Raw genomic sequence first — 25,229 nt, forward strand, 5'->3', positions numbered from 1 at the left:
GTCAGCCCCGCTCCGCCAGGAGCCGGTCCGCGATCTCCTCGATCCGGGCCCGCAGCCCGTCCTGGCTCTGGCCGCCGTCGAGGCGCTCCCCGCCGATGACGTACGTCGGGGTGCCGGTCACCCCGATCGCCTTGCCCTCGGCCTGGTCCGCGTCGACGATCAGGATGTGCCGGCCGTCGATCAGCGCAGTGTCGAACTCCTCGGCGTCCAGGCCCAGTTCACCCGCCACCTCGACGAGGAACGGCTCGCCCCGGCGGTCGAACTCCTCGACCCGGCCGAGCACCGCCTCCACGTACGGCCACCCCTTGCCCTGCTCGAAGGCCTCCTCGACGGCCTGCGCGCCGGCGAAGGAGTGCTTGTGCTTCTCCAGCGGGAAGTGCCGCAGGCGCAGGTCGAGCCGGTCGCCGTAGCGCTCGCGCAGGGCCTGTACGTCGGCGAGGGCGGTGCGGCAGTCGGGGCACTGGAGCTCGCACCACACGTCGAGGATGGGGTTCGGGGCGTTCATGCGGCCAGTCTCCCAGGAGTGCTCGCGCGGGCCCAACCTGGACCTGCGGAGGAGACCCGACCCCGAGATGACCCGGAGATCTGCCCGAGGTCGCCTCGGACCGTGGCCCGAAACGGCCTCGGCGGTGCAGGATGGAAGGGACGAAACCGCCCCGGTGCCGTCCAGCACGCCCGAGCCCAGGAGGACCGGATGATTGCCGAGACCGTCTGCTCCGCCGTCGCCGTGGCGGGCCTGGGCATCGCCGCGGTCACCGCCTACCGGAAGCGGTTCCTCGCCGCGGCCCGGCTCGCCGCGTACTCCCTGGTCCCGCTGGGCCTGGTGATGACCGGCGCCGTCGAATGGGTCGTGGACACCGCCTTCAGCCCGACCGCCTGGGCCGGCTTCGGCGTGCTCGGCGCCGCCTGGCTGCTCTTCATGGGCACCCGCGCGATCGAGCGCCGCTCCGGCGGCACCCGCAAGGAACGCAAGGCCGCCGAGGCCGCGCGGCGCGAGGCCGTCGCCCCCGCCGCGTCGGCCCCCTCGCTGGGCACGACCGCCCGGCCCGCGCAGGCCGCCGCCCCGCAGCAGCAGAAGAAGGACAAGGCCGCCGGGGGCGAGGACTTCAGCGACATCGAGGCCATCCTGAAGAAGCACGGCATCTGACGCCCGGGCCCCGCCGGACGCCGTGCTTCACCCTCTGCCCTGGTAGGGGTGGGCTCAGAGCGACGCGAGCACGTTCACCCCGTTCACCCAGCGCACGCTCGCGTTCGCGCACCGCACCGCCCGGCCCCGACCGGGGAAGCGCGGATCGGGCAGCGCCATACCCAGCCGCGTCGCCCCACCGCCCAGCGGCAGTGAACCGCGCACCGTGTAGGTGGCCGGACCCGTGTGGTCGTCGTCCGTCTCGGACCGCCCCTGCGGCTGCCAGCTCCGCCAGTCCGCGCCGCTGTCCGTGTCCGTCACCACGCGCCCCGCGTCGTCCAGCAGCACCAGCCGCACCGGGCGCGGCTCCTTCGGCGCCGCGAAGCCGCGGTTCACCAGGTCCACCTCCACCTCCAGCCGGCCCGAGCGCACCGAGGTCCGCGCCCGGCGCACCTCGATCCGGTAGCCGAGGTGATCCCGCAGATACTCGAACTGGGTACGGGACACCGTCTGCCCGGCGCGATCCCGGAAGTACCCGTCCGACACCGGCAGCAGCGCGTCCCGCACCTGCGCCTCCGTCAGCGCGGCCGCCTTCCAGCCGGGCACCGTCACCGTCGCGTTGTGCACGATCGACAAGCTGTCCCAGCGCAGCGTCTGCAGCCTGCGGGCCGCCGCGACCCCCGGGATCACGGTGCTCCACGCGTACGGATCGGCGCTCTGCCCCTTGTCCCAGGGCATCTCCCCGTCCATCGCGTGTGTGGGCCCGACCTCCAGATAGCGCGGCCAGCCCGGGTTGTCCGGCACGTAGTAGTCCCACAGCCCCTCGCCGAGGGTGATGTAGTCGTTGTGGAACCCGACCCGGTCCAGGATCGCCCGGTTCGTGATCATGTCCCGCTTCTCGGCGTACCGGACCTGGGTGTGCATCCCCGGCGGCAGCGCGGCCACCAGCGAGGTCATGATCGCCGTGACCGCGTCCGGATAGTTCTCGTGCTGGTAGTAACTGCCGTGCCACTCGCCCCAGGCGCCCAGGAACCCGGCCTGCCACACCGCCACGACATCGCTGTTGCGCGCCACGATCGGGGCCAGCTGTCCGATGTGCCGCTGGATGTCCTGCACTGTGTACTTCTGATTGGCCCGCACCCCGTCGTCGTACGCGAACCGGAGCACCGCGGCGAACCCCTTGGCGCGCAGTCCGCGCAGCACGCTCTCGATGTTGTCGAGCGCGCTCTGCGGTATCTCCCGCGTCGCGAAGTCCCAGAGGTAGAAGTACAGCTGCGTCAGGTTCGCCCCCGGACCGTACTCGCGCTCCAGCGTCTCCAGGGTCTCGGTGACGTCGGGGGAGTGGTCGGACTCGTTGTCCCAGGGGCTCGTCAGGTCCACGGCGTTGTACGACATCTCGTAGCGGAACCCGCGCCGCGGATTGGCCAAGGGCCCCCGGCCGTCCGGATCGTCGGGCCGCAGCCCGCGGTGCGGGACCGTGCGCCACCCGCCGGCCGCGGCCGCCGCCGGCTGCGCGACCGCGCCCGCCATCAGGCCCGCGGCCACCCCGGCCCCGACGGCCCCCAACACCCGTCTGCGGGACGGTGATCCGCCCGTCGTCCCGTGCCCGGCCCGGCCGTCCTGTGCTGTCGACATGCGGTACTCCCTCGTACGCGATGGACGTCACCGGCACGGCTCGGGCCGCGCCGGTCGACCGAGTCTGGGGTCGCGCCGGTGCCCGCGCCCATGGACGCGCGTACGAGAGCCGCTGGACTTTTCGCGCGAGCGGGGCGCGCGGCTCACGGGATCAGGCGAACCGCCCCCGCATCCGGGCGTGTTGGTCTCGCGGGGTGGTCCGGCTGGGTCATCATCACCGCGAGATGCTGGACACACCACGGCTGCACGACCAGCCGGCCGCAGAGAAGGGCCCGGCGACCGTGCCGCCGCCCGCCCCCGGGAACCCCGAAGCGCAGCGCGGCTGCCTCTTCGCGCTCTCCCAGCCGCCCCTGATGATCTTCCTCGGGGTCATCGGCTGTCTGCTCCTGATGGCAGCGCTGCACGATCTTCTGCTGCTGTGACCCCCGGGTCCCGCTCCGGCGCGGCTCAGCCCGCGGCGGCTTCCTTGCGGCGGGCCCGGTACGCGGCGACGTGCAGCCGGTTCCCGCACGTGCGGCTGTCGCAGTAGCGGCGCGAGCGGTTGCGCGACAGGTCCACGAACGCGTGCCGGCAGTCCGGCGCCTCGCAGCGACGCAGCCGCTCCTGCTCCCCGGCGACCACGAAGAACGCCAGGGCCATCCCGCAGTCGGCCGCCAGGTGGTCCGCGACCGAGGCGCCCGGCGCGAAGTAGTGCACGTGCCAGTCGTAGCCGTCGTGGTCGGTCAGCCGGGGCGTGGTGCCCGCCGCGGCCACCAGTTCGTTGATCAACGAGGCCGCGCTGTGCGGATCCGGCGCCGCGAACACCTCGGCGAAACGGTCACGCACCGCACGCACCGCGGCGAGGTCGTGCTCAGAGAGCACACCCACATCACTGATTTCGTACTTTTCTACGAAATCTGCCAGAGTCGGCACGGTCGCGAGGGTGTCCGGCGTCGTGGCGCCGCCGGAGTCGCCGTCGGTGTCGCCGTCCTGTGCACGGTCCGGTGCGGTGTTCACCAGAGCGACCACGGTGTCGAGCGCGCACCGGGTGTCGTGGGTGATCAGCACGATTCGCTCCCTGGCCTGGAGGTCGGGCCTGCGCCCGCCGATGCGGGCAGAGCCTAGCGCCTGAAGGTCACGGGGAGATCCAGGGAACGCATCGGCGCCGTCGCCGTGGGGGATCCACGGCGACGGCGCCGGTGTATGCCGTATGCGGTTGTCCTGCGGGTCCCGTCCGGGTCCGCGGCGTCTCCCCGAGTCGGACGCCCCGGCACACTCTCGCACTGCTCACGCCGGTCTGGTCGTGGTCGGCGTGGGCCCTCGTCCGCGGTGGTTCAGTTCTCCGCGAGGATGTGCGACAGCTCCTGGTCGAGATCGAAATGGCGGTGCTCCGTGCCGGGTGGCACGGCGGCGTCCGTCCGCTTGAGGAAGGACTCCAGGGCCCGCGCCGGGGCCTCGAGCAGAGCCTCGCCCTCCGGAGAGCTCAGGGCGATGCAGACGACGCCCTGACCATGGCTGCGGGACGGCCAGACTCGGACGTCTCCGGTGCCGGTCGGCCGGTGAAGGCCTTCGGCGAGGAGGTCGCGGGCGAACACCCACTCGACCGTCTCCTCGGCTCCGGTGTGGAAGGTGGCGTGCACGGCATACGGATCGGCCGTGTCATACCGCAGTCCTGCGGGTACAGGCAGTGAGGACTCGCTCGACACAACGAGGCGCAGGTGCAGCTCGCAGCTGACCGTGGTGTTCATAAGCGCCAGGGCCTTTCGCTCAGTGTGCGCTCGGGGATTCGCACGTCGGCGAAATCGACATGCCACCTACGATGCCGTTGTAAACCCCTCTGAGTGTTTTGGGAGTCTTTACGTAGCTCGTACGGCCGAGTCTTTCTTGTTCGGGAACAGCCATTCCGGTGACGAGATCGGGTCCGGTAGGTTTGGGACCATGAATACGGGGAGTGACGAGGCGGCCGACGCGGCCGCCGGAGCCGAGACAGAGGCGTCCAAGGCCGAGGAGAAACCTCTCGGCTCGCGGGCACCTGAGTTCGTCCAGGCCCGCCGGGCCCTGCACCTCAGCTGGCAGGTCGGCGTCTTCGTCGTCGGCCTCGCGGTCGTCGTCGCGGGCATCATCATGCTGCCGCTGCCGGGACCCGGCTGGCTCGTGATCTTCGGCGGCATGGCGATCTGGGCGACCGAGTTCGTGTGGGCGCAGCTGGTCCTGCGCTGGACGAAGCGCAAGGTCACAGAGGCGGCGCAGCGCGCCCTCGACCCCAAGGTGCGCCGGCGGAACATCATCCTGACGACCATCGGGCTGGTGATCATCGTGGTGCTCGGCGGGATCTACGTGTGGAAGTTCGGCCTCGAGATGCCGTGGAACATCAAGCAGTGACCCGGGGTGGCGCGGGGCGGTCTCAGGTACCCGCTGACATGGGGTAATGTTCTTCCTGCGCCCGGGCGATTAGCTCAGTGGGAGAGCGCTTCGTTCACACCGAAGAGGTCACTGGTTCGAACCCAGTATCGCCCACCCGGACCGAAGGTCCCGGAGACATCGAGTCTCCGGGGCCTTCGGCGTTTTCGATCACCGGTGACGGCTCCGAGCGATCTTCTCGGTCCGCTTCCTGAACCGAGTTCAGGATGCTGTCTGAATTCTTCGACTGAATCCGTCAGAAATCCGGCAGCCCTTTTCCAATACGCCGTCACATTTCCGCGCAAGTACGACAAGCGCGAGCGCCCCGGTGATCTCAAGACGCCCCCGGCGCCCACGAACTGACCGCGTACAAGATCCGCGACTCGCCGCTGACCTGCGGTCAGGTCGGGGACAAGGAGCCCCGCCCCGGGCAGACTCCCTCCATGCCGCCGCGCCATGCCTGGAGCCACTACCGCTTCCACTGCGTCTGGAACCTGCCCGCACCGCCCGCCGCCGTCTTCGCCGTACTGGAACGAGCCGAGGAGTACCCCGGCTGGTGGCCCCAGGTCCGCTCCGTCACCCCGCTCGACGAGACCAGCGGCACCGCCGTCTTCCGTTCCTTCCTCCCGTACGCGCTCATGGTCACCGCGCGCGAGCGGCGCCGGGATCCCGCCGCCGGAGTCCTGGAGATCGGCATGAGCGGCGACTTGGAGGGCTGGGCCCGCTGGACGCTGCGCCCCGCGCCGGGCGGCGGCACCCGCGCCGACTACGACCAGGAGGTCGAGGTCCGGCGCCCGCTGATGCGCCGGCTCGCGCTGCCCGCCCGGCCGGTCTTCCGCGCCAACCACGCCTGGATGATGCGCGGCGGACGGCGCGGACTGACCGCGCTGCTCCGACCGGTTTGAACACACCCCGCGCCGACCTGTATGGTTCAACCCGTTCCCGGGCGATTAGCTCAGTGGGAGAGCGCTTCGTTCACACCGAAGAGGTCACTGGTTCGAACCCAGTATCGCCCACCCGGAGAAAGCCGGTCTGCACTACGCAGGCCGGCTTTTCTGATGTCAACACACGTTCTGAGGGGGGCGTCTTGGCGACTGGGGGCAAGGGCAGAGGCGGACGAAGGCGCAGGCTGCGCGGGTGGATCGCGATCGGCATCACGCTGGCGGTCTTCGCCGGGGCCGTCGCGGTGGCGCAGCTCTTCGCCAACAAGGAACGGGTCACCGCGATGTGGGTCGGCGCCGTGATCCGCGCCGACGGCAGCGCCCGTATCACCGAGGTCATCGACTACGACTTCGGCCACTCCGGCTTCACGCACGGCATCTACCGTGACGTGCCCGACGCCGACTTCTACGCTTCCGACGTCCGCGCCACCATGGACGGGCACCGGGTGCCCTTCGAATCCACCTTGGGCGACAAGTACCGGGACGTGCACGGACGCAGCGACTACGCGGACCGGCTCAAGGTCGGCGATCCCGACCGCACCGTCGGTGGCGTGCACCGCTACCGGATCACGTACACCGTTCCCGAGGTGGTCAAAGGCGGCAAGCTCGCCTGGGACGCGGTCGGCACCGGCTGGCAGGTCGACCGGGCGCGTGTGGAGATCCACGTCGTCGACCCGCGCGGGCTGACCCGGCCGCGCTGCGTGTACGGCAGTTGGGACCGCGGCAGGCCGTGCGCCGTCCGGCAGGCCGGGCCCGGACATCTCGTCGTCCGCCACGACCGGCTCACCGGCCACGAGGGCCTCACCCTCTACGCCGGCACGGGGCAGGCCGAGACCGACCGCAAGGCCGGGCTGCCGCCCGCGCCCGCGGGCCGGGCCGTCGGCACCACCCTTCCGCAACCGCTGCGCGACGCCTGGATCTTCCTGGCCGTCGCGCTCGGCTGCGCCCTGCTCACCGTCGTCGTGCTGCGCCGGGCCGGGCGCGACAAGCTCGGGGAGGACGGCGGGCGGCGCGTCGAGATCGCACGGCTGGCCGGCACCGTCGCCCCCTCCTCCACACCGCCACAGGATCTGACGCCGGCGCAGGGCGGCGTCCTGCACTCCGAGACCATCGAGGACCGGCACAAGGTCGCCTGGCTGCTCAACGCCGCCGCCGAGGGCCGCCTGATCATCGAGGGCGACGACCGGCATCCGGTCCTGCGCCGGCCGGAGGAGCCCGTGCTCCCCGCGAACCGGGAGATCAGAGACGTCCTCGACATGATGTTCTCGGACCGGACCGCGATGGCGCTCGGCACGCGTGACCCCTGGTTCAAGAAGGGGTGGAACGACCTCACCTGGAAGCTCGACGTCTGGCGCAAGAACAGCGGGCTCTGGGAGACCGCGAGCTTCCGGGCCGCCCCGCACGCCGTGACCGCCTGCCTGATCGCCGGCGCGCTCGGCCTCGTCCTCGCCGTCACCGGGGGAGCGCTCGAAGGCCGCAGGATCGCCGCCGGGACGGTCCTCGTGATCGTCGCCGCGGTCCTGTCCGGCACCTCCGTCGCCGCCCTCGTCAGGCTCTGGGAGCTGGAGCGGCGCACACCGCTCGGCTCGGCGCGCTGGCTCGAGGTCGAGGCCTTCCGCCGCTACCTGTCCGACCCCGCCGCCTGCCCCGGCGAACCGCTCGACGAACGGCAGAGGGACCTGTACACGGCCTGGGCCGTCGCCCTCGGCGTCGAGGAGGCCTGGGAACGGGCCGTCACCGCCACGACGGCCCCCGAGCCGGTCACCGTCCGCCGGCCCCTCACCCTCGGCTTCACCGAGATCCTGCTCGCCGCCGCCGTCGTCTCCGCCATGAACCCACCGTCCCCCGGCGGTTCGAGCGGCGGCGGATCGGGCGGCGGATCGTCCTCCGGCGGCGTCGGCGGAGGCGCCGGGGGAGGTGGCGGCGGCTCCTGGTGAACCCCGCGCGGTGACCCGGCGCCCGGTCTCAGGCCGCCGCCGGGAGCTCCGGCCGCAGCGGCCACGCCGGGTCCACTGCCTCCGGAGTACCGCTGCGGGCGAACCAGGCCTGCAGGCCGCGCGCCTGCGCCGCGTGCCACACCGCCTGCAGCGTGTGCAGTTCGGCGGGGGACAACCGCTCCAGACGCGTCGCGAAACGGCGGCCCACCGCGCGGACCACGTCGAGCGCCGCCAGCGCGTCCGCCCCCGCGTCGTGCGCGTCCGCCAGCTCCACCTCGTAGTGCGCGCACAGGTCCGTCAGCGTGCGACGCCCCTTGCGGTAGCGGTCCAGATGCTTGTCCAGGACCCGCGGGTCCAGGACAAGAAGCGGCGAGGCGTCCAGGTAGCGGGCCAGCGACGACGCCCGGTGGCGCCGCAACTCGCGGTCCAGGAGCGTCAGATCGAACGGCGCGTTCATCACCACCAGCGGCCGCCCCGCCGCCGCCTGCTCCGCCAGCTCCCGGCCCACCTCCTCCATGACCGGCGCGGGCCAGCGCCCGTTGCGCCGCAGATGATCGTCGGTCAGACCGTGCACCTCCGTCGCGCCCGGCGGCACCGGCACCCCGGGATTCACCAGCCAGCGCGTCACCCGCGGCCGCGTGCCCGGCGCGTCCTGCACCACGAGCGCGGCCGACACGATCCGATCGGTCTCCACGTCCACACCCGTCGTCTCGGTGTCGAACGCCGCGAGAGGTCCCTCGTACCAGCACGTCATGTCGATGCAACTCCTCGTTCCCGCGCGGCAGATGACGTCCCGTCCGTCGTCGCCCTCTGCCCGCTTCGGTGATACCCGGGCCGTTTGCGTCGTACGCCGAGCGGTGACAACACAGGTACGAGTCATGGCAGTTCAGCGGCGTGCCGTCGACCCGTGCCCGCACCTCCCCGGAATCCCGGGGACCGACCCACTTCCGGAAGGTCAGTTGGACCATGGCGCTCGCGCAGCCCGAACAGGGCGGGCTGCTGCCCGAGCGGAACGCACCGCCGCGCGGCTCACTCGCCACCACCGCCTGCATGGAGACCTTGCAGGTGGGCTATCTCCACGCCGTGGCGGCGGCCGCCGGATGCTCGCTCTCGCAGCCCTTTCCCGACAACGGCATCGACTGGCACGTCAGCCACAGCGCCCCCGGGCACACGGTCGACGACGAGGTCACCATCAAGGTGCAGTTGAAAGCGACGTACCAGATCCCGCCGCACCCACCCGGCCCCGCCTTCTCCTTCACCCTCGACAACGCCCACCTGGTCAAGCTCGCCCGGACCCCCGTGTCCGTGCACAAGATCCTCGTGGTGATGCTCGTGCCGCGTGCCCAGGACGACTGGCTGCGGGCCGGTCACGACGCCCTCGACCTGCGGCACTGCTGCTACTGGACGAACCTCGCCGGACACCCGGTCACCGGCCGGCGCAGGACCACCGTGCGCGTCCCGACCGCGCGCATCTTCGACGACCGCGCGCTCTGCGAGATCATGACGCGCGTCGGCCGGGGCGGCCGCCCCTGACCGACCGGCGCGGTCGGCCGGCGGGCCCCGAAGGGAGCCACGACATGCAGCACCGCTCGACCGACGAACCCGTACGTTTCCTCGGCGTCGCCCGCGCCCACCCCGTCGACCCCGTGGAGCTCGCCGGACTCGACCCGGGCCGCGTCGACCCCTCCGTGCTCGGCGCCCTCCTCGACCGGCACGGCTGGCAGCGGCGCGGCGGCGCCGCCGGACGCTACGCCCGCTGGACCCTGGCCGGCACCGGACCCGGCGCCAGCCTCCTCGTCCCCGAGAGCCGCGCCTTCCCCGACAGCGAGGACCTGCTCGGCGAGGCCCTCGACGCCCTCGAACGCAGCGGCACCCCCGCCGCCCGCGAGGTCCTCGTCGCCCTCGCCGTCCCCAGCGACGAGATCCGCTGGTGGCGCGACGTGCCCCGCGCCGCCGTCGACGCCCCGTCCTGGACCGCCGAGGAACACCTGCGCGCCGCCGCCCGCCGCATGCTGCTCGCCGGGGCGCTCGCCGCCCGCGGACGCGCCGGGTACTACGGCGCCCGGCACCGCAGGCCGGCCGCCGCGGCGCTCGAACCCGTCCTCGTCCAGTCCGCGCCCGGCGGCCGCAGGCTCACCGCCTTCGTCCCCGTCGACACCGGACGCACCCTCGCCGTCCGCCTGCACCAGGCGCTGTACGCGGTGCGCGAGGCCATCGACTACCGGCGCGCTACCGGCGGCATGGACGCCTTCGACGGCGCCGTCGAGGCCGGCGTCAGCCACGAACTCACCGAGGCGCTCGTCGCGTTGGTCCGCGGCACCGAGGGCGCCCGGGTCGGCGTCGCCTGGTCACCCGCCGCCGGGGTCCCCGCCGAGTGCACCGACGGCGACGCCCCCGTCGAGTTCTCACCCGGCGACCTCGACGTGCTGCGCGCCGCCTCCGCCCGCTACCTGCACGCCGAGCCCGGCGTCTTCGTCCGTGTCACCGGCACCGTCGTCCGCATGCGCCGCACCGGGCCCCGCGGCGAGGGCACCGTACGGCTGCACGTCATCGCCGGCGCCGAGGTGCCCCACATCCGGATGACGCTCGACGAGGAGGCGTACCGGATCGCCGGGCACGCCCACCTCGTCGGACTGCCGATCCGGGTGCACGGACGGCTGGAGAGCCGGGGCGGCTTCCGGCGGCTGACCGGGGCCACCGGCGTCGTCCCCGTACAGGTGGAGGAGGCCGAGCGGGACCGGCTCATGAAGGCCCTCCAGGAGAACCTCGACTTCTTCGAGGAGGCCTGCGCCGGAGGGGACGAGCCCTAGGAAACCCGTGGCGTGTGCGCGTACAGGTCCCTGAGCAGGGCGATCTCCGCGCCGTGGTGGATCATCTCGCGGTGGATGTGCAGGACGAGCGTCGCCATCGGCTCCTTCGCGAACGGGCCCTCGGCCGGGCCGCACGGCTGCTCCAGGTCCGCGGCGTCCAGGCCGCGCACGCCCGTCGTCCAGCGCGCGTAGGACGTGTCCAGGCGGTCGAGCGCCTCCGCCGCCGTCCCCGGATACACGTATGTCAGGTAGTCCACCGCGGGACCGCCGAAGTGCGAGGCGATGCGGGCGCCCAGGACGCCCACCAGGATGTGTCCGAGGCGCCAGGCGATCGTCGTCACCGGCGCCGGGACCGGCTCCGGGTACGCGAAGTCGATCGTGAAGTCGCCGGAACCCGCCCGCACGGGGGCGGTGCCGGTGCCGCGGGGGCGCACGCTCCACACGCCTTCCGGGTCCGCCACCGGCTCCCAGAAGTACTCGTCGTCCGTGAGCCCGGCCAGGCGCCCGCGCAGCTGATGCCGCCAGTGCCAGTCGAGCTGGTCGGCCAGCAGCACGTTCCATTCCAGGGCCATGCGTCCACGCTAGGACGACCCCCGCAGGTCCGCACGGCTAACCGTTTCGCGAGCGGTCCCTGTGACTCGGTACGATCGGCCTTGCGCGCGTCACAGGTAATGGCGCGGCGTTTCGTCTTCAGGTAGGAGAGACCGGTGTCTGACGTCCGTGTGATCATCCAACGCGATTCCGAGCGGGAAGAGCGCGTGGTGACGACGGGTACCACGGCCGCCGAGCTCTTCCCCGGAGAGCGAAGCATCGTCGCGGCCCGTGTCGCCGGTGAGCTCAAGGACCTCGCGTACGCGGTCCAGGACGGCGAGGAGATCGAGCCCGTCGAGATCACCTCCGAGGACGGTCTGAACATCCTGCGCCACTCCACCGCGCACGTGATGGCGCAGGCCGTGCAGGAGATCTTCCCCGAGGCCAAGCTCGGCATCGGCCCGCCCATCAAGGACGGCTTCTACTACGACTTCGACGTCAAGGAGCCGTTCACCCCCGAGGACCTCAAGCGCATCGAGAAGAAGATGCAGGAGATCCAGAAGCGGGGCCAGAAGTTCTCCCGTCGCGTCACCACCGACGAGGACGCCCGCGTCGAGCTCGCCGACGAGCCGTACAAGCTCGAGCTCATCGGCCTCAAGGGCAACGCGGCGCAGGCCGCCGACGGCGCCGACGCCGAGGTGGGCTCCGGCGAGCTGACCATCTACGACAACCTCGACGCCAAGACCGGCGAGCTGTGCTGGAAGGACCTCTGCCGCGGTCCCCACCTGCCCAGCACCCGCGTCATCCCCGCGTTCAAGCTGATGCGCTCGGCCGCCGCCTACTGGCGCGGCAGCGAGAATAACCCGCAGCTCCAGCGCATCTACGGCACCGCGTGGCCGTCGAAGGACGAGCTCAAGGGCTACCTGGAGTTCCTCGCCGAGGCCGAGAAGCGCGACCACCGCAAGCTGGGCGCCGAGCTCGATCTGTTCTCCTTCCCGGAGGAGCTCGGCCCGGGCCTCGCGGTGTTCCACCCCAAGGGCGGCGTGATCCGCAAGGTCATGGAGGACTACTCGCGGCGCCGCCACGAGGCCTCCGGCTACGAGTTCGTGAACACCCCGCACATCTCGAAGGAGCACCTCTTCGAGACCTCGGGCCACCTGCCGCACTACGCGGAAGGCATGTTCCCGCCCATCCAGTTCGACGAGCAGAACTACCGCCTCAAGGCGATGAACTGCCCGATGCACAACCTGATCTTCAAGTCGCGCGGCCGTTCCTACCGTGAACTGCCCCTGCGCCTGTTCGAGTTCGGCACCGTGTACCGCTACGAGAAGTCGGGCGTCGTGCACGGCCTGACCCGCTCGCGCGGCTTCACGCAGGACGACTCGCACATCTACTGCACCAAGGAGCAGATGCCGGAGGAGCTCGACAAGCTCCTCACCTTCGTGCTCGACCTGCTGCGCGACTACGGCCTGACCGAGTTCGAGCTGGAGCTGTCCACCCGCGACGACTCCGACAAGTTCATCGGCACCGACGAGGACTGGGCCGAGGCCACCGAGGCGCTGCGCCTGGCCGCCGAGAAGCAGAACCTGCCGCTGGTCGCCGACCCGGGCGGCGCCGCCTACTACGGCCCGAAGATCTCCGTCCAGGTCAAGGACGCGATCGGCCGCTCCTGGCAGATGTCGACCCTCCAGGTCGACTTCAACCAGCCCAAGCGCTTCGGCCTCGAGTACACGGCCGCGGACGGTTCCCGCCAGCAGCCCGTCATGCTGCACCGCGCCCTGTTCGGCTCGATCGAGCGGTTCTTCGGCGTGCTGCTCGAGCACTACGCGGGCGCCTTCCCGGCGTGGCTCGCGCCCGTGCAGGCCGTCGGCATCCCGATCGGCGACGCGCACGTCCCGTACCTGGAGGAGTTCGCCGAGAAGGCGCGCGCCCAGGGTCTGCGCGTCGAGGTCGACTCGTCCTCGGACCGCATGCAGAAGAAGATCCGCAACCAGCAGAAGGCCAAGGTGCCCTTCATGGTCATCGCCGGTGACGAGGACATGAGCGCCGGCTCGGTGTCCTTCCGCTACCGCGACGGCTCGCAGGAGAACGGCATCCCGGTCGACGAGGCCATCGCGAAGATCGTGAAGGTCGTCGAGGAGCGCGCGCAGGTCTGACGCTCAGCCCTTGCCGTCGAAGGCCCCCGGGAAGCTTCCCGGGGGCCTTCCGCCGTTCTCGCCCGCACCCCCGCCGTTCTCGTCCTCGCGCGCGAACACCTGGAGCAGCCAGGACGAGAACGAGCCGACGACCGCGCCGAGCAGCGCCAGCCCGCAGCCCATCAGGCCCACAGCGACGAGCCGGCCCACCGGTGTCACCGGCGCCATGTCCCCGTAGCCGACGCTCGACACCGTCGTGCACGCCCACCACACCGCGTCGCCGAACGTCTGGATCGTCGCGCCCGGTGCGTCGCGTTCCTGCTGGTAGACGGCGAGCGACGCGGCGAAGCCGAGCAGCAGCGTCGACACGCCCGCGTACAGCATCACGCGCGCGTGCAGCGCGAAACGGGGCCGGCCGTGCCGGCGCTTCACCCGCTCGTAGGCCCGCACGATGCGGACCGGACGCAGCAGCGGCAGCAGCAGGACCACGGTGTCCAGCCAGTGCGTGCGCACGAAGCGCGGCCAGCGCTGCCCGCTGAGCCGCCGCCGCACCACGTAGTCCGCGGCGAAGACCGCCCACGCCGCACAGGTCACCGCCAGACACAGGTCGCGCACGGCCCCGGGCAGCCCGGGGCCGAGCACCAGGACCGCGTACGAGGCGAGGAAGAGCAGGGACGCCGCGGCGAGGACACCCGCGGTGCGTCGCTCCCAGCGGGCGAGGGCACTGTCGGTCATCCGCACAGCATCGCGCGCACGGGCCCGGGACGGGCCCCGGCGACACGCCCCGCCGAGGTCACGCCATATGCTGCACAGCATGACGAGTGAGCCGGAGCAGCAGATCGGTCCTGTGGGAGAGCCGGACGGATTCGGGCGTCTGTGGACCCCGCACCGCATCGCGTACATCCAGGGCGAGGGCAAACCGACCGGCCCCGGGGCCGACGACGGCTGTCCCTTCTGCGCGGCTCCCGGCAAGAGCGACGAGGACGCCCTCATCGTGGCGCGCGGCGAGCACGTCTTCGCGATCCTCAACCTGTACCCGTACAACGGCGGGCACATGATGGTGCTGCCCTACCGGCACGTCGCCGACTACACCGACCTCGACGCCGCCGAGACCGTCGAGCTCGCCGACTTCACCAAGCGGGCGATGACCGCGCTGCGTGCCGCGTCCGGAGCGCACGGCTTCAACATCGGCATGAACCAGGGCGCGGTGGCCGGCGCCGGTATCGCGGCCCACCTGCACCAGCACATCGTCCCGCGCTGGGGCGGCGACACGAACTTCATGCCGGTCGTCGGCCACACCAAGGTGCTGCCGCAGCTCCTCGCGGACACGCGCACGGCGCTGGCGAAGGCCTGGCCGACCGCCTGATCCGGACGAAGGACCCTACGCGTCGTAGACGTCGGCCTTCCGCGGCGACGGGTCCTGCACCAGACCGCTGAGCACCCCCGAGCGGTTCCCGAACTTCTCCGTGTCGACGCCGTGCTCCTTGAGGACCTTGAAGGCCGCCGCGTGCACCACGCGCAGCACCGGCGTCGCCGTGCGCAGCGCGTCGTCGGCCATGAAGCGGTGCCGCCAGGGCTGGTCGGCCCAGGCGTGCCGCAGGCCGAACGGCTCGGGCAGCGCCAGCTTGCCGCCCAGGTAGTCGAGCAGCGGCGGGTACCAGGTGAGCGGGGCACGGACCGCTATCCGGACGACCTCGTCCGCGTCGATCAGCGGCAGCGTCTTCGTGGTCGTCTCCCAGAACCGGACCGACTTGGCGATCTCCTTGGTCTTCGGCTCGGGCTTCGACGTGAACAGCGAGTTCACCGGGCCCAGTGCGTGGCCCGTCACCTCGATGCGCAGCGTCTCGTGCAGCACGGTCACCGTGATCAGCATCGTGATGACCAACTGGCCGTCCCACAGGGTGAACTGGACGCCCAGGTAGTGGCGGTCGCCGCTGCCGAACTGCTGGTCGTTGCAGATCCGCTGTATCTCGTGCGACTTGATCCGGTACGCGTCCACGTCCGCGCCGGTGGGCCGGGACACGCCCTTCGCGTTCTCCCCGATCGGGGTCACGATCCAGTGCTCGACCGAGGGGCGCGGGAAGCCGCCCGTGTGCAGCGTCTTGCGCTCCAGGAGCTTCAGTTGGTCGTGGATCGCGCGGATCACGTCCCAGCTGCGGAACGGGTGGATCTCCTTGTCGGGGTCGGCGGAGACCAGCTCCTCGGCCAGCTGCCAGCTGCCCCAGCGCGTGCCCATGCCGAGGATGCCCTTCGGGCCGGCGTAGAACACCGCGTTCGACTGCTGCTCCGCGGAGAGGCGGGCCAGGCCCTGGCGCAGCTGCTCCGCCGCGGTCTCGCCGGGGCTGCCCGGCACCGCCTCGGGGATCTTCGCGCCGATGCCGCCGCCCGAGAGCAGTGCGTCCCACCGCTCGCGCAGGTCCTTCGCCGTGCGCTCACATACCTGCCGTGCCCACAGCCCGCCGACGACGGGCACCACGAAGGAGGCGCGCAGGTACCAGGCCCAGCCACCGGCGAACGGCAGCTTGAGCAGCACGACGACGACGGCCACCCCGACGACCGCCATCAGGGCCGTCGTCAGTGCCGCCGTGCCGCGGACCTTGCGCTCCTTGTTCCGCGCCTCGGTCTTCGGCGCCCCGGCCGCGGCGTCCTTGGTGGCCTTCTCGGCGGCCGCCACCTTGTTGTTGCTCGTACGGCGGAGCTGGAAGGCGATCAGCAACAGCACGAACCCGGGCAGGAACACGAGGCCGAACAGCACGGTGATCAGGGTCAGCAGCGCGTCCCGCTGGCGGCGGATCCGGGTCGCCGCGAGGCAGTGCTCCACCACGACCTGCGGCTCCGTGCCGAAGGACTGGATGAGCGGCTTGCGGCCGCCGCCGAGCATCCGGACCTGGACCGCGCGCGAGAACGCCTCGCCCAGGTTCGGCGCGAAGAGCGACCAGGCGCCCTTCTTCACCTCGGACTTGTGCCACTCGTTGTTCGCGTCCTCGATCTTCGCGGCCGGGTCGTCCCGGTACGCGGCCGAGGCGATGGCGAACGTCGCCGCGGTCTGCCCCGCCGAACCCTGCAGGGGGACCTGTGCCCCCGGCCTGAAATCGAACGCGTCGTCCGCCACTGCCACCCCCATCACCGCACGTCTCGCACCGCACGTCGCTGCTGCTGCGGCTCTTCCCGACTTCCTTGCCCCGCACACCTGTTGATCAGTTGATCGTCCTGATCCGACTGATCCGACTGATCTTCGACCAGCGTAACGGCCGCCACCGACATCCGTCCCGGCAAGCCGGACGCCGGTGGCCGCACCGGGGGCACAGGGGCGCACGACCCCGCGCGGCGCCCCAACTAGGCCGTGTCCACGGCCTGTTCCCTGATCCGCTCCCCGATGTGGGCCGGCATCGGCTCGTGCCGGGCGTAGCTGCGGCTGAACTGCGCCGTGCCGTGCGACAGGGAGCGCAGATCGACGGCGTAGCGCCCGATCTCGATCTCCGGCACCTCGGCCCGTACGAGGGTCCGGCCGCCCGGCGCCTGCTCGGTGCCGACGACGCGGCCGCGCCGCCCGGACAGGTCGCTCATCACCGCGCCCACGAAGTCGTCGCTCACGAGCACCTGGACCTCGGACACCGGTTCGAGGAGATGGATCGTGGCGTCGGCCGCCGCCTCGCGCAGCGCCAGCGCGCCCGCCGTCTGGAACGCGGCGTCGGAGGAGTCCACCGAGTGCGCCTTGCCGTCGAGCAGCGTGACCCGCACGTCGATCAGCGGGTACCCGGCCGCGACGCCCTTGGCCGCCTGTGCCCGCACGCCCTTCTCCACCGACGGGATGAACTGGCGCGGGACGGAGCCGCCGACGACCTTGTCGACGAACTCGATGCCCGAACCGTTCGGCAGCGGCTCCACCTCGATCTCGCAGATCGCGTACTGGCCGTGCCCGCCGGACTGCTTGACGTGCCGGCCCCGCCCCGCGGCCCGGTCCGCGAACGTCTCGCGCAGCGACACCTTGTGCGCCACCACGTCGACCTGCACCCCGTACCGCGTCGACAGCCGCTCCAGGACGACGTCCGCGTGCGCCTCGCCCAGGCACCACAGCACCACCTGGTGGGTGTCGGGGTTCTGCTCGAGCCGCATCGTCGGGTCCTCCGCGACGAGCCGCGCAAGGCCCTGCGACAGCTTGTCCTCGTCGGCCTTGCTGTGCGCCTGGATCGCCAGCGGCAGCAGCGGGTCCGGCATCTCCCACGGCGCCATGAGCAGCGGGTCGTCCTTCGCCGAGATCGTGTCGCCGGTCTCGGCCCGGCCCAGCTTCGCCACGCACGCCAGATCACCGGCGATGCAGTGCGACAGCGGCCGCTGCTGCTTGCCGAAGGGGACCGACAGGGCGCCGACCCGCTCGTCCACGTCGTGGTCCTCGTGCCCGCGGTCGGTGAGCCCGTGCCCCGACACGTGCACCGTCTCGTCCGGGCGCAGGGTGCCCGAGAAGACCCGTACGAGCGAGACCCGCCCCACGTAGGGGTCCGACGCCGTCTTCACGACCTCGGCGACGAGCGGGCCCTCCGGGTCGCAGACCGGGAGGGTGCGGGGCGTGCCGTCGGGCGTGGTCACGATCGGTGCCTCGCGCTCCAGCGGGGTCGGGAAACCGCCCGTGATCAGCTCCAGGAGCTCGACCGTGCCGATGCCCTGGCGGGCGCCCTCCGGGGCCGGGGCCGCCGCGAGGACGGGGTGGAAGGTGCCGCGTGCGACGGCCCGCTCCAGATCGTCGACGAGCGTCTTGAAGTCGATCTCCTCGCCGCCCAGATAGCGGTCCATCAGGGTCTCGTCCTCGCTCTCGGCGATGATCCCCTCGATGAGCCGGCCGCGCGCCTCCTGGAGGCCCGGCACCTGGTCGGCGTCCGGGGGCGACTCCTCGAGCGCGCCCGAGGCGTAGGCGTGGATCCGCTGCGACAGGAGCCCGATCAGGCCGGTCACGGGGGAGTGGCCGTCCGGGGTGCGCTCGCCGTGCAGCGGCAGGTAGAGCGGCAGTACGGCGTCCGGGTCGTCGCCCCCGAAGGCCTCGGCGCAGACCCGGGTCGTCTCCTCGAAGTCCGCGCGCGCCGCCTCCAGGTGCGTCACCACGATGGCCCGCGGCATGCCGACGGCCGCGCACTCCTCCCACACCACGCGCGTGGCGCCGTCCACCCCGTCCGCGGCCGAGACGACGAAGAGGGCCGCGTCCGCCGCGCGCAGACCGGCCCTCAGCTCCCCGACGAAATCCGCGTATCCGGGGGTGTCCAGAAGATTGATCTTGCAGCCGCCCCAGTCGACCGGGACGAGCGAGAGCTGCACCGAGCGTTGCCGGCGCCGTTCGATGTCGTCGTAGTCCGACACGCACGTGCCGTCCTCGACGCGGCCCGCGCGGTTGACCGCCCCCGCCGTGAGCGCGAGGGCCTCCACCAGCGTCGTCTTGCCGGAGCCGCTGGGGCCGACCAGCACCACATTGCGCACGTCCGAGGGCCGGTCGGCCGTAGCCGCCCTGCCGGCGGCCCCGGGGTGTGTGTTCGCCTTGTCAGCCATGTCCCATGCCTCCCGGTTCGCATCCACGGTGAGGGGGCCCCGTCGGGGCCTGTGGAAGTGCGGCAGGCGGACACGCGAACCCGCGTGTGAGAGGCGGCTCCGGCGACGCCCGCGGTGTCTTCGAGCTTTGCACTCGTGTCACCGTGCGTCCATACGTCGTACGGGATCCCACGCGCGCGTGGTGGCCCGACGGCCGTGGCGGCGGGTGCGTGGCTACGATGGGCCAGCCGGTGGCCAGAGGGGCCGCACGGCCACCGACCCCTCGGGAAGGCCATGCTGAACAAGTACGCGCGTGCATTCTTCACGCGTGTCCTCACACCGTTCGCCGCGTTTCTCATCCGTCGCGGGGTCAGTCCCGACACGGTCACGCTCCTCGGCACCGCCGGGGTGGTGGCGGGCGCGCTGGTCTTCTACCCGCGCGGGGAGTTCTTCTGGGGCACGGTCGTCATCACGCTGTTCGTCTTCTCGGACCTCGTGGACGGCAACATGGCGCGCCAGCTCGGCCGCTCCAGCCGCTGGGGCGCCTTCCTCGACTCGACCCTCGACCGGGTCGCCGACAGCGCCATCTTCGGCGGCCTCGCGCTCTGGTACGCGGGCGGCGGGAACGACAACGCGCTGTGCGCGGTCTCGATCTTCTGCCTCGCCAGCGGCCAGGTCGTCTCGTACACGAAGGCCCGTGGAGAATCGATCGGCCTGCCCGTCGCGGTCAACGGTCTGGTGGAGCGCGCCGAGCGGCTCGTCATCTCGCTCGTCGCGGCCGGTTTCGCCGGTCTGCACAAGTTCGGCGTGCCCGGCATCCAGTACCTGCTGCCCGTCGCCCTGTGGATCGTCGCGGCCGGCAGCCTCGTCACGCTGATCCAGCGCGTGGTCACCGTCCGCCGCGAGTCCGCCGAGGCGGACGCCGAGGCCGCCGCCCAGGAGGAGACCGCCTCGTGAGCGGCGTGCAGGAACGGATCACCGACGCGCTGTACGGGCTCGGCTGGGGCACGGTCAAGAAGCTGCCCGAGCCGGTCGCGAACCGGCTGGGCCGGACCATCGCGGACGCCGTCTGGCGCAAGCGCGGCAAGGGCGTGCTGCGCCTGGAGTCGAACCTCGCGCGCGTGGTGCCCGACGCCACGCCCCAGCGGCTGCGGCAGCTCTCCCGGGCGGGCATGCGCTCGTACCTGCGCTACTGGATGGAGTCCTTCCGGCTCCCCGCCTGGAGCAAGGACCGCGTCCGGGAGGGCTTCACCCCCCAGGACGTGCACCACCTGACCGACGCCCTCGCCTCCGACAAGGGCGTCATCCTCGCGCTGCCCCACATGGGCAACTACGACCTCGCCGGCGCCTGGGTCACCACCAAGCTGGAGACCCCGTTCACGACGGTCGCCGAGCGCCTCAAGCCCGAGACCCTCTACGACCGCTTCGTCGCCTACCGCGAGGGCCTCGGCATGGAGGTCCTCCCGCACACCGGCGGCGCCGCCTTCGGCACCCTCGCCCGGCGGCTGCGGGACGGCGGCCTCGTCTGCCTGGTCGCCGACCGCGACCTGTCCGCCGCGGGCGTCGAGGTGAAGTTCTTCGGCGAGACCACGCGCATGCCCGCCGGGCCCGCGCTGCTCGCCCAGCAGACCGGCGCCCTGCTGCTGCCCGTGACGCTCTGGTACGACGGCTCGCCGATCATGCGGGGCCGGGTCCACCCGCCGATCGACGTGCCCGAGACAGGCACCCGCGCCGAAAAGACGTCTGTCATGACACAGGCGCTGGCCGACGACTTCGCCACGGGGATCGCGGACCATCCGGAGGACTGGCACATGCTGCAGCGCCTGTGGCTCTCGGACCTGGACACCGTCGTCAAGACCGAGGAGCGGCCGGCGTGAAGATCGGAATCGTCTGCCCGTACTCCTGGGACGTGCCGGGCGGCGTCCAGTTCCACATCCGCGACCTCGCGGAGCACCTGAACGCGCTCGGCCACGAGGTCTCCGTCCTCGCCCCGGCCGACGACGACACCCCGCTGCCGCCCTACGTGGTGTCCGCCGGCCGTGCCGTGCCCGTGCCCTACAACGGCTCGGTGGCGCGGCTGAACTTCGGCTTCCTGAGCGCCGCGCGCGTGCGGCGCTGGCTGCACGACGGCACCTTCGACGTCATCCACATCCACGAGCCGACGTCCCCGTCGCTCGGCCTGCTCGCCTGCTGGGCCGCGCAGGGCCCCATCGTCGCCACGTTCCACACGTCGAACCCGCGCTCGCGCGCCATGATCGCCGCCTACCCGATCCTGCAGCCCGCCCTGGAGAAGATCAGCGCGCGGATCGCCGTGTCCGAGTACGCGCGCCGCACCCTCGTCGAGCACCTCGGCGGCGACGCGGTCGTCATCCCGAACGGCGTCGACGTCGACTTCTTCGCGCGGGCCGAGCCGAAGGCCGAGTGGCAGGGCGACACCATCGGCTTCATCGGGCGCATCGACGAGCCCCGCAAGGGCCTGCCCGTCCTCATGAAGGCGCTGCCCAGGATCCTCACCGAGCGGCCGCAGACGCGGCTCCTGGTCGCCGGCCGCGGCGACGAGGAGGAGGCCGTCGCCTCGCTCCCGCGCGAGATGCGCGAGCGCGTCGAGTTTCTCGGCATGGTCAGCGACGAGGACAAGGCCCGCCTGCTGCGCAGCGTCGACGTGTACGTCGCCCCGAACACCGGCGGCGAGAGCTTCGGCATCATCCTCGTCGAGGCCATGTCGGCCGGCGCGCCTGTGCTCGCCTCCGACCTCGACGCCTTCGCCCAGGTCCTCGACCAGGGCACGGCCGGCGAGCTCTTCGCCAACGAGAACGCCGACGACCTGGCCGCCGCCGCCCTGCGGCTGCTCGCCGACCCCGAGCGCCGCACCGAGCTGCGCGAGCGGGGCAGCAAGCACGTGCGCCGTTTCGACTGGTCGACCGTCGGAGCCGACATCCTCTCCGTCTACGAGACCGTGACCCAGGGGGCCGCGGCCGTGGCCACCGACGAACGCACCGGCCTGCGCGCCCGCTTCGGCCTCGCCCGCGACTGACCCGCGGGCCGGGGCGGCCGCCGCGCGACGGTAGCCTTGCCGCCCGTGACCGTCACCCTGATCTGGATCGCCGTAGCCCTCTTCGCGATCGGCCTCTACCTCAGCTGGACCGCGGGCCGGCTCGACCGCCTGCACGCCCGGATCGACGCGGCCCGCGCCGCACTCGACGCCCAGCTCCTGCGCCGCGCCTCCGTCGCCCAGGAACTGGCCACCTCCGGAGTGCTCGACCCGGCCGCCTCGATCGTCCTCTACGAGGCCGCGCACGCGGCGCGGCAGGCGGAGGAGGAGCAGCGCGAGGTCGCCGAGAGCGAGCTCAGCCAGGCGCTGCGCGCGGTCTTCGGGGAGACCGACCAGGTCGAGGAGGTCCGGGCCGCCCCCGGCGGCGAGGAGGCCGCCGAGGAGCTCGCCCAGGCGGTGCGCCGGGTGCCCATGGCCCGCCGCTTCCACAACGACGCCGTACGGGCCGCACGCGCGCTGCGCCGGCACCGCAAGGTCCGCTGGTTCCGGCTGGCCGGACACGCCCCGTTCCCGATGGCCTTCGAGATGGACGACGTGCCGCCGACCGCCCTCGCGGACCGGGCCACCACGTAGCTCCCGCAGGCCATGATCACGGATCACCACCTGGATCGCAGGCCAAAAGGAGCCACCGCCTCCCTATTGGCCCTTGTAGCGGCCTGGGGCGCAGATGTTTCCTCGGTGCAGCAACAGCGTGCAGCACGCATGCCGTGACAGACCCTCTTCACTGAGTTCACCGAGCGAGGTCCCCGTGTCCACTGTCGAAAACCAGGCTCCCGCCACCGGCACCGCCCGCGTCAAGCGCGGCATGGCCGAGCAGCTCAAGGGCGGCGTGATCATGGACGTCGTCAACGCCGAGCAGGCGAAGATCGCCGAGGACGCGGGCGCCGTGGCCGTCATGGCTCTCGAGCGGGTCCCGGCCGACATCCGCAAGGACGGCGGCGTGGCCCGCATGTCGGACCCGAACATGATCGAGGAGATCATCGAGGCCGTCTCGATCCCGGTGATGGCCAAGTCCCGCATCGGCCACTTCGTCGAGGCCCAGATCCTGCAGTCGCTCGGCGTGGACTACATCGACGAGTCCGAGGTCCTCACCCCGGCCGACGAGGTCAACCACAGCGACAAGTTCGCCTTCACCACCCCGTTCGTGTGTGGCGCCACCAACCTGGGCGAGGCCCTGCGCCGCATCGCCGAGGGCGCGGCCATGATCCGCTCCAAGGGCGAGGCCGGCACGGGCAACGTGGTCGAGGCCGTCCGCCACATGCGCCAGATCAAGAACGAGATCGCCCGCCTGCGCGGCTTCGACAACAACGAGCTGTACGCCGCCGCCAAGGAGCTGCGCGCCCCGTACGAGCTCGTCAAGGAGGTCGCCGAGCTCGGCAAGCTCCCCGTCGTGCTGTTCTCCGCCGGTGGCGTCGCCACCCCGGCCGACGCCGCGCTGATGCGCCAGCTCGGCGCCGAGGGCGTCTTCGTCGGCTCCGGCATCTTCAAGTCCGGCGACCCGGCCAAGCGCGCCGCCGCCATCGTGAAGGCCACCACCTTCTACGACGACCCGAAGATCATCGCCGACGCGTCCCGCAACCTGGGCGAGGCCATGGTCGGCATCAACTGCGACACCCTCCCCGAGACCGAGCGCTACGCGAACCGAGGCTGGTAAGCACCCATGAGCAGCCCCGTCATCGGCGTCCTGGCACTCCAGGGCGACGTACGGGAGCACCTCATCGCCCTGGCCGCGGCGGACGCCGTGGCCAGGCCGGTGCGGCGCCCCGAGGAACTGGCCGAGGTCGACGGTCTGATCATCCCCGGCGGTGAGTCGACCACCATGTCCAAGCTGGCCCACCTCTTCGGCCTCATGGAGCCCCTCCGCACGCGCGTGCACGCCGGAATGCCCGTCTACGGCACCTGCGCCGGCATGATCATGCTCGCCGACAAGATCCTCGACCCGCGCTCGGGCCAGGAGACCATCGGCGGCATCGACATGATCGTGCGCCGCAACGCCTTCGGACGACAGAACGAGTCCTTCGAGGCCGCGGTGGCCGTCCAGGGTGTCGAGGGCGCTCCCGTGGAGGGCGTCTTCATCCGCGCCCCCTGGGTGGAGTCCGTCGGCGCCTCGACCGAGGTGCTCGCCGAGCACGAGGGACACATCGTCGCCGTGCGCCAGGGCAACGCCCTCGCGACGTCCTTCCACCCCGAGCTCACGGGCGACCACCGGCTCCACGGCCTGTTCGTCGACATGGTCCGGGGCAAGGACGCGCCAGCTTCCTTGTAGGATCTCTGGCGTTCGTTATTGAGGTTGGTTACGCGAAGGAGACAGGCAGATGTCCGGCCACTCTAAATGGGCTACGACGAAGCACAAGAAGGCCGTGATCGACGCCAAGCGCGGCAAGCTCTTCGCGAAGATGATCAAGAACATCGAGGTCGCGGCCCGCACGGGCGGCGCCGACCCGGCCGGTAACCCGACGCTGTTCGACGCCATCCAGAAGGCGAAGAAGAGCTCGGTCCCGAACAAGAACATCGACTCCGCGGTCAAGCGCGGCGCCGGCCTCGAAGCCGGTGGCGCCGACTACGAGACGATCATGTACGAGGGCTACGGTCCCAACGGTGTCGCGGTGCTCATCGAGTGCCTCACCGACAACCGCAACCGCGCCGCCTCGGACGTCCGCGTCGCCATGACCCGCAACGGCGGCAACATGGCCGACCCGGGTTCCGTGTCGTACCTGTTCAACCGCAAGGGCGTCGTGGTGCTCCCCAAGGGCGAGCTCTCCGAGGACGACGTCCTGGAGACGGTCCTCGAGGCGGGCGCCGAGGAGGTCAACGACCTCGGTGAGGCCTTCGAGATCATCTCCGAGGCCACCGACATGGTCGCGGTCCGCACCGCGCTCCAGGCGGCCGGCATCGACTACGACTCGGCCGAGTCCAACTTCGTCCCGACCATGCAGGTCGAGCTGGACGAGGAGGGCGCGCGCAAGATCTTCAAGCTCATCGACGCGCTCGAGGACAGCGACGACGTGCAGAACGTCTTCGCGAACTTCGACGTCTCCGACGAGGTCATGGAGAAGGTCGACGCCTGATCCGACGTGAGCGGCGGGGGGGGGGGGGGGGGGGGGGGGGGGGGGGGGGCGCGGCGGGGGGCGGGGGGGCGCGGGGGGGGGCGCCCGCGAAACACGAGAAA

General features: G+C 71.7%; 25 protein-coding genes and 2 tRNA genes. 18 read left to right on the plus strand and 9 right to left on the minus strand.

What is annotated here, in order from left to right; translation table 11 throughout:
* Position 1: 1 nt before the first annotated feature.
* On the minus strand, positions 2 to 505 hold the full coding sequence (locus ACIBTU_RS24425) for a DsbA family protein (RefSeq protein ID WP_399128514.1): 504 nt from the start codon (positions 503 to 505) through the stop codon (positions 2 to 4).
* A 189-nt stretch (positions 506 to 694) separates the two neighbouring features.
* Here ACIBTU_RS24425 and ACIBTU_RS24430 point away from each other — a divergent pair, with 189 nt between their 5' ends.
* Entirely contained in the window at positions 695 to 1,147 is a 453-nt protein-coding gene (locus ACIBTU_RS24430; RefSeq protein WP_399128515.1) for a hypothetical protein, read from the plus strand.
* A gap of 54 nt (positions 1,148 to 1,201) precedes the next feature.
* On the opposite strand, the gene ACIBTU_RS24435 is transcribed toward ACIBTU_RS24430, so the two are convergent.
* Complete coding sequence (locus ACIBTU_RS24435) at positions 1,202 to 2,761, minus strand: DUF4874 domain-containing protein (RefSeq protein WP_399128516.1); 1,560 nt, start codon at positions 2,759 to 2,761, stop codon at positions 1,202 to 1,204.
* A 224-nt stretch (positions 2,762 to 2,985) separates the two neighbouring features.
* Between ACIBTU_RS24435 and ACIBTU_RS24440 the strand changes: the two genes are divergently transcribed.
* Complete coding sequence (locus ACIBTU_RS24440; RefSeq protein WP_399128517.1) at positions 2,986 to 3,183, plus strand: hypothetical protein; 198 nt, start codon at positions 2,986 to 2,988, stop codon at positions 3,181 to 3,183.
* 25 nt (positions 3,184 to 3,208) lie between these two features.
* Here the strand turns inward: ACIBTU_RS24440 and ACIBTU_RS24445 are convergent, their stop codons facing one another.
* Positions 3,209 to 3,808 (minus strand): CGNR zinc finger domain-containing protein, encoded by a 600-nt coding sequence (locus ACIBTU_RS24445; RefSeq protein ID WP_399128518.1) that lies wholly within the window; start codon positions 3,806 to 3,808, stop codon positions 3,209 to 3,211.
* A 266-nt stretch (positions 3,809 to 4,074) separates the two neighbouring features.
* The gene (locus tag ACIBTU_RS24450) at positions 4,075 to 4,488 is read right to left on the minus strand and encodes an SsgA family sporulation/cell division regulator (RefSeq protein ID WP_010351314.1); all 414 of its coding nucleotides are present in this window, start codon (positions 4,486 to 4,488) and stop codon (positions 4,075 to 4,077) included.
* A 190-nt stretch (positions 4,489 to 4,678) separates the two neighbouring features.
* Here ACIBTU_RS24450 and ACIBTU_RS24455 point away from each other — a divergent pair, with 190 nt between their 5' ends.
* The 5 genes from ACIBTU_RS24455 to ACIBTU_RS24475 all read left to right on the plus strand — a co-directional run bounded on the left by ACIBTU_RS24455 (position 4,679) and on the right by ACIBTU_RS24475 (position 8,018).
* Complete coding sequence (locus tag ACIBTU_RS24455; protein ID WP_399128519.1) at positions 4,679 to 5,122, plus strand: TIGR02611 family protein; 444 nt, start codon at positions 4,679 to 4,681, stop codon at positions 5,120 to 5,122.
* A gap of 63 nt (positions 5,123 to 5,185) precedes the next feature.
* Positions 5,186 to 5,257 (plus strand) — tRNA-Val (locus ACIBTU_RS24460).
* Between the two features lie 326 nt (positions 5,258 to 5,583).
* Positions 5,584 to 6,045: an SRPBCC family protein gene (locus tag ACIBTU_RS24465; RefSeq protein WP_399128520.1), complete on the plus strand. Its 462-nt coding sequence runs from the start codon at positions 5,584 to 5,586 to the stop codon at positions 6,043 to 6,045.
* Between the two features lie 39 nt (positions 6,046 to 6,084).
* Positions 6,085 to 6,156, plus strand: a tRNA-Val gene (locus ACIBTU_RS24470).
* Between the two features lie 71 nt (positions 6,157 to 6,227).
* Entirely contained in the window at positions 6,228 to 8,018 is a 1,791-nt protein-coding gene (locus ACIBTU_RS24475) for a DUF2207 domain-containing protein (RefSeq protein WP_399128521.1), read from the plus strand.
* Positions 8,019 to 8,046: 28 nt separating this feature from the next.
* Here ACIBTU_RS24475 and ACIBTU_RS24480 read toward each other — a convergent pair whose 3' ends face one another.
* Positions 8,047 to 8,772: a 3'-5' exonuclease gene (locus tag ACIBTU_RS24480; RefSeq protein WP_399128522.1), complete on the minus strand. Its 726-nt coding sequence runs from the start codon at positions 8,770 to 8,772 to the stop codon at positions 8,047 to 8,049.
* Between the two features lie 212 nt (positions 8,773 to 8,984).
* Here ACIBTU_RS24480 and ACIBTU_RS24485 point away from each other — a divergent pair, with 212 nt between their 5' ends.
* Complete coding sequence (locus ACIBTU_RS24485; protein WP_399128523.1) at positions 8,985 to 9,551, plus strand: DUF4365 domain-containing protein; 567 nt, start codon at positions 8,985 to 8,987, stop codon at positions 9,549 to 9,551.
* A 44-nt stretch (positions 9,552 to 9,595) separates the two neighbouring features.
* Complete coding sequence (locus ACIBTU_RS24490) at positions 9,596 to 10,828, plus strand: hypothetical protein (RefSeq protein ID WP_399128524.1); 1,233 nt, start codon at positions 9,596 to 9,598, stop codon at positions 10,826 to 10,828.
* Here ACIBTU_RS24490 and ACIBTU_RS24495 read toward each other — a convergent pair.
* Positions 10,825 to 11,400, minus strand: a complete 576-nt coding sequence (locus tag ACIBTU_RS24495; RefSeq protein ID WP_399128525.1) for a DinB family protein — start codon at positions 11,398 to 11,400, stop codon at positions 10,825 to 10,827. The genes ACIBTU_RS24490 and ACIBTU_RS24495 overlap by 4 nt on opposite strands.
* Positions 11,401 to 11,535: 135 nt before the next feature.
* On the opposite strand from ACIBTU_RS24495, the gene thrS reads away from it, so the two are divergent.
* Entirely contained in the window at positions 11,536 to 13,515 is a 1,980-nt protein-coding gene (thrS, locus tag ACIBTU_RS24500; RefSeq protein WP_399128526.1) for a threonine--tRNA ligase, read from the plus strand.
* Positions 13,516 to 13,518: 3 nt separating this feature from the next.
* On the opposite strand, the gene ACIBTU_RS24505 is transcribed toward thrS, so the two are convergent.
* Positions 13,519 to 14,229, minus strand: a complete 711-nt coding sequence (locus ACIBTU_RS24505; protein WP_399128527.1) for a potassium channel family protein — start codon at positions 14,227 to 14,229, stop codon at positions 13,519 to 13,521.
* Between the two features lie 67 nt (positions 14,230 to 14,296).
* On the opposite strand from ACIBTU_RS24505, the gene ACIBTU_RS24510 reads away from it, so the two are divergent.
* On the plus strand, positions 14,297 to 14,860 hold the full coding sequence (locus ACIBTU_RS24510) for an HIT family protein (RefSeq protein WP_399128528.1): 564 nt from the start codon (positions 14,297 to 14,299) through the stop codon (positions 14,858 to 14,860).
* Between the two features lie 15 nt (positions 14,861 to 14,875).
* Here the strand turns inward: ACIBTU_RS24510 and ACIBTU_RS24515 are convergent, their stop codons facing one another.
* The gene (locus ACIBTU_RS24515; RefSeq protein WP_399128529.1) at positions 14,876 to 16,618 is read right to left on the minus strand and encodes a hypothetical protein; all 1,743 of its coding nucleotides are present in this window, start codon (positions 16,616 to 16,618) and stop codon (positions 14,876 to 14,878) included.
* 212 nt (positions 16,619 to 16,830) lie between these two features.
* On the minus strand, positions 16,831 to 19,029 hold the full coding sequence (locus tag ACIBTU_RS24520) for an elongation factor G-like protein EF-G2 (protein WP_399128530.1): 2,199 nt from the start codon (positions 19,027 to 19,029) through the stop codon (positions 16,831 to 16,833).
* Between the two features lie 273 nt (positions 19,030 to 19,302).
* Here ACIBTU_RS24520 and pgsA point away from each other — a divergent pair, with 273 nt between their 5' ends.
* The 7 genes from pgsA (at position 19,303) to ACIBTU_RS24555 (ending at position 25,128) form a co-directional block, all read left to right on the plus strand.
* Positions 19,303 to 19,965, plus strand: coding sequence for a phosphatidylinositol phosphate synthase (pgsA, locus tag ACIBTU_RS24525; RefSeq protein WP_399128532.1), 663 nt, complete (start codon positions 19,303 to 19,305; stop codon positions 19,963 to 19,965).
* Positions 19,962 to 20,885, plus strand: a complete 924-nt coding sequence (locus ACIBTU_RS24530) for a phosphatidylinositol mannoside acyltransferase (RefSeq protein WP_399128533.1) — start codon at positions 19,962 to 19,964, stop codon at positions 20,883 to 20,885. The genes pgsA and ACIBTU_RS24530 overlap by 4 nt, the downstream gene beginning before the upstream one ends.
* Positions 20,882 to 22,042, plus strand: a complete 1,161-nt coding sequence (locus ACIBTU_RS24535; RefSeq protein ID WP_399128535.1) for a glycosyltransferase family 4 protein — start codon at positions 20,882 to 20,884, stop codon at positions 22,040 to 22,042. Before ACIBTU_RS24530 ends, ACIBTU_RS24535 begins: the two co-directional genes overlap by 4 nt.
* Positions 22,043 to 22,087: 45 nt before the next feature.
* On the plus strand, positions 22,088 to 22,633 hold the full coding sequence (locus tag ACIBTU_RS24540; RefSeq protein WP_399128536.1) for a hypothetical protein: 546 nt from the start codon (positions 22,088 to 22,090) through the stop codon (positions 22,631 to 22,633).
* A gap of 175 nt (positions 22,634 to 22,808) precedes the next feature.
* Entirely contained in the window at positions 22,809 to 23,714 is a 906-nt protein-coding gene (pdxS, locus tag ACIBTU_RS24545) for a pyridoxal 5'-phosphate synthase lyase subunit PdxS (protein ID WP_188339998.1), read from the plus strand.
* Positions 23,715 to 23,720: 6 nt separating this feature from the next.
* Positions 23,721 to 24,326 (plus strand): pyridoxal 5'-phosphate synthase glutaminase subunit PdxT, encoded by a 606-nt coding sequence (gene pdxT, locus ACIBTU_RS24550; protein ID WP_399128537.1) that lies wholly within the window; start codon positions 23,721 to 23,723, stop codon positions 24,324 to 24,326.
* 49 nt (positions 24,327 to 24,375) lie between these two features.
* Entirely contained in the window at positions 24,376 to 25,128 is a 753-nt protein-coding gene (locus tag ACIBTU_RS24555; protein WP_399128538.1) for a YebC/PmpR family DNA-binding transcriptional regulator, read from the plus strand.
* Positions 25,129 to 25,229: the final 101 nt, after the last annotated feature.

Source organism: Streptomyces sp. NPDC050145, from assembly GCF_044460245.1.
Taxonomy (GTDB): Bacteria; Actinomycetota; Actinomycetes; order Streptomycetales; family Streptomycetaceae; genus Streptomyces.

What these genes read in the sequence shown, in the direction of transcription:
- ACIBTU_RS24435 (WP_399128516.1), bottom strand. Translation starts at nt 2,761, where the DNA reads ATGTCGACAGCACAGGACGGCCGGGCCGGGCACGGGACGACGGGCGGA.
- ACIBTU_RS24520 (WP_399128530.1), bottom strand. Translation starts at nt 19,029, where the DNA reads ATGGCTGACAAGGCGAACACACACCCCGGGGCCGCCGGCAGGGCGGCT.
- ACIBTU_RS24430 (WP_399128515.1), top strand. Translation starts at nt 695, where the DNA reads ATGATTGCCGAGACCGTCTGCTCCGCCGTCGCCGTGGCGGGCCTGGGC.
- ACIBTU_RS24495 (WP_399128525.1), bottom strand. Translation starts at nt 11,400, where the DNA reads ATGGCCCTGGAATGGAACGTGCTGCTGGCCGACCAGCTCGACTGGCAC.
- ACIBTU_RS24515 (WP_399128529.1), bottom strand. Translation starts at nt 16,618, where the DNA reads ATGGGGGTGGCAGTGGCGGACGACGCGTTCGATTTCAGGCCGGGGGCA.
- ACIBTU_RS24490 (WP_399128524.1), top strand. Translation starts at nt 9,596, where the DNA reads ATGCAGCACCGCTCGACCGACGAACCCGTACGTTTCCTCGGCGTCGCC.
- ACIBTU_RS24505 (WP_399128527.1), bottom strand. Translation starts at nt 14,229, where the DNA reads ATGACCGACAGTGCCCTCGCCCGCTGGGAGCGACGCACCGCGGGTGTC.
- ACIBTU_RS24455 (WP_399128519.1), top strand. Translation starts at nt 4,679, where the DNA reads ATGAATACGGGGAGTGACGAGGCGGCCGACGCGGCCGCCGGAGCCGAG.
- ACIBTU_RS24555 (WP_399128538.1), top strand. Translation starts at nt 24,376, where the DNA reads ATGTCCGGCCACTCTAAATGGGCTACGACGAAGCACAAGAAGGCCGTG.
- pgsA (WP_399128532.1), top strand. Translation starts at nt 19,303, where the DNA reads ATGCTGAACAAGTACGCGCGTGCATTCTTCACGCGTGTCCTCACACCG.
- ACIBTU_RS24485 (WP_399128523.1), top strand. Translation starts at nt 8,985, where the DNA reads ATGGCGCTCGCGCAGCCCGAACAGGGCGGGCTGCTGCCCGAGCGGAAC.
- ACIBTU_RS24480 (WP_399128522.1), bottom strand. Translation starts at nt 8,772, where the DNA reads ATGACGTGCTGGTACGAGGGACCTCTCGCGGCGTTCGACACCGAGACG.
- ACIBTU_RS24450 (WP_010351314.1), bottom strand. Translation starts at nt 4,488, where the DNA reads ATGAACACCACGGTCAGCTGCGAGCTGCACCTGCGCCTCGTTGTGTCG.
- ACIBTU_RS24510 (WP_399128528.1), top strand. Translation starts at nt 14,297, where the DNA reads ATGCTGCACAGCATGACGAGTGAGCCGGAGCAGCAGATCGGTCCTGTG.
- ACIBTU_RS24465 (WP_399128520.1), top strand. Translation starts at nt 5,584, where the DNA reads ATGCCGCCGCGCCATGCCTGGAGCCACTACCGCTTCCACTGCGTCTGG.
- pdxT (WP_399128537.1), top strand. Translation starts at nt 23,721, where the DNA reads ATGAGCAGCCCCGTCATCGGCGTCCTGGCACTCCAGGGCGACGTACGG.
- ACIBTU_RS24440 (WP_399128517.1), top strand. Translation starts at nt 2,986, where the DNA reads ATGCTGGACACACCACGGCTGCACGACCAGCCGGCCGCAGAGAAGGGC.
- ACIBTU_RS24425 (WP_399128514.1), bottom strand. Translation starts at nt 505, where the DNA reads ATGAACGCCCCGAACCCCATCCTCGACGTGTGGTGCGAGCTCCAGTGC.